The organism is Vibrio nereis NBRC 15637 (assembly GCF_001591105.1).
Taxonomy (GTDB): domain Bacteria; phylum Pseudomonadota; class Gammaproteobacteria; order Enterobacterales; family Vibrionaceae; genus Vibrio; species Vibrio nereis.
In genome coordinates, this window is the sequence record NZ_BCUD01000044.1 from 1 (window position 1) to 2,732 (window position 2,732).

The 2,732-nt window shown below is 51.9% G+C and carries 1 rRNA gene; it reads right to left on the reverse strand.

From position 1 onward, the window contains the following. Positions 1-20 precede the first annotated feature (20 nt). A 23S ribosomal RNA gene (locus VNE01S_RS18610) occupies positions 21-2,732 on the reverse strand; the annotation flags it as partial.

Here is a 2,732-nt window from a genome sequence, read left to right on the forward strand (position 1 = left end):
CAAAACCCTTTGGGTGTTGTATGGTTAAGCCTCACGGGCAATTAGTACAGGTTAGCTCAACGCCTCACAACGCTTACACACCCTGCCTATCAACGTTCTAGTCTCGAACAACCCTTTAGGACCCTCAAGGGGTCAGGGAAGACTCATCTCAGGGCTCGCTTCCCGCTTAGATGCTTTCAGCGGTTATCGATTCCGAACTTAGCTACCGGGCAATGCGTCTGGCGACACAACCCGAACACCAGAGGTTCGTCCACTCCGGTCCTCTCGTACTAGGAGCAGCCCCCTTCAATCTTCCAACGCCCACGGCAGATAGGGACCGAACTGTCTCACGACGTTCTAAACCCAGCTCGCGTACCACTTTAAATGGCGAACAGCCATACCCTTGGGACCGACTTCAGCCCCAGGATGTGATGAGCCGACATCGAGGTGCCAAACACCGCCGTCGATATGAACTCTTGGGCGGTATCAGCCTGTTATCCCCGGAGTACCTTTTATCCGTTGAGCGATGGCCCTTCCATTCAGAACCACCGGATCACTATGACCTGCTTTCGCACCTGCTCGAATTGTCATTCTCGCAGTCAAGCGGGCTTATGCCATTGCACTAACCACACGATGTCCAACCGTGTTTAGCCCACCTTCGTGCTCCTCCGTTACTCTTTGGGAGGAGACCGCCCCAGTCAAACTACCCACCAGGCACTGTCCTCACCCCAGATAATGGGGCTAAGTTAGAACATCAACACTACAAGGGTGGTATTTCAAGGTCGGCTCCACCGATACTGGCGTACCGGTTTCAAAGCCTCCCACCTATCCTACACATGTAGGGTCAATGTTCAGTGCCAAGCTGTAGTAAAGGTTCACGGGGTCTTTCCGTCTAGCCGCGGGTACACTGCATCTTCACAGCGATTTCAATTTCACTGAGTCTCGGGTGGAGACAGCGTGGCCATCATTACGCCATTCGTGCAGGTCGGAACTTACCCGACAAGGAATTTCGCTACCTTAGGACCGTTATAGTTACGGCCGCCGTTTACCGGGGCTTCGATCAAGAGCTTCGACCGAAGTCTAACCCCATCAATTAACCTTCCGGCACCGGGCAGGCGTCACACCGTATACGTCATCTTACGATTTTGCACAGTGCTGTGTTTTTAATAAACAGTTGCAGCCACCTGGTATCTGCGACTCTCAATAGCTCCATCCGCGAGGGACTTCACCGTCAAGAGCGTACCTTCTCCCGAAGTTACGGTACCATTTTGCCTAGTTCCTTCACCCGAGTTCTCTCAAGCGCCTTGGTATTCTCTACCCGACCACCTGTGTCGGTTTGGGGTACGATTCCTTACAATCTGAAGCTTAGAGGCTTTTCCTGGAAGCATGGCATCAATGACTTCACATCCGTAGATGCTCGACATCGTGTCTCAGCCTTATAGAGAGCCGGATTTACCTAACTCTCAAGCCTACGCACTTGAACCTGGACAACCGTCGCCAGGCCCACCTAGCCTTCTCCGTCCCCCCATCGCAATTGTAAGAAGTACGGGAATATTAACCCGTTTCCCATCGACTACGCTTTTCAGCCTCGCCTTAGGGGTCGACTTACCCTGCCCCGATTAACGTTGGACAGGAACCCTTGGTCTTCCGGCGAGGGGGTTTTTCACCCCCTTTATCGTTACTCATGTCAGCATTCGCACTTCTGATACCTCCAGCAAGCTTTACAACTCACCTTCAACGGCTTACAGAACGCTCCCCTACCCAATGCAGTAAACTGCATTGCCGCAGCTTCGGTTTATTACTTAGCCCCGTTACATCTTCCGCGCAGGCCGACTCGACTAGTGAGCTATTACGCTTTCTTTAAATGATGGCTGCTTCTAAGCCAACATCCTAGCTGTCTAAGCCTTCCCACATCGTTTCCCACTTAGTAATAATTTGGGACCTTAGCTGGCGGTCTGGGTTGTTTCCCTCTCCACGACGGACGTTAGCACCCGCCGTGTGTCTCCCGGATAGTACTTACTGGTATTCGGAGTTTGCAAAGGGTTGGTAAGTCGGGATGACCCCCTAGCCTTAACAGTGCTCTACCCCCAGTAGTATTCGTCCGAGGCGCTACCTAAATAGCTTTCGGGGAGAACCAGCTATCTCCAGGTTTGATTGGCCTTTCACCCCTAGCCACAAGTCATCCGCTAATTTTTCAACATTAGTCGGTTCGGTCCTCCAATTGATGTTACTCAATCTTCAACCTGCCCATGGCTAGATCACCTGGTTTCGGGTCTATATCCAGAGACTGAGCGCCCAGTTAAGACTCGGTTTCCCTACGGCTCCCCTAGATGGTTAACCTTGCCACTGAATATAAGTCGCTGACCCATTATACAAAAGGTACGCAGTCACACCACGAAGGTGCTCCTACTGCTTGTACGTACACGGTTTCAGGTTCTATTTCACTCCCCTCACAGGGGTTCTTTTCGCCTTTCCCTCACGGTACTGGTTCACTATCGGTCAGTCAGTAGTATTTAGCCTTGGAGGATGGTCCCCCCATATTCAGACAGGATATCACGTGTCCCGCCCTACTCGATTTCACTGAATGTGCGTTGTCGACTACGGGGCTATCACCCTGTATCGCCGGCCTTTCCAGGCTGTTCGTCTAACGCATATAAAGCTTAAGGGCTAGTCCAATTTCGCTCGCCGCTACTTTCGGAATCTCGGTTGATTTCTTTTCCTCGGGGTACTTAGATGTTTCAGTTCCCCCGGTT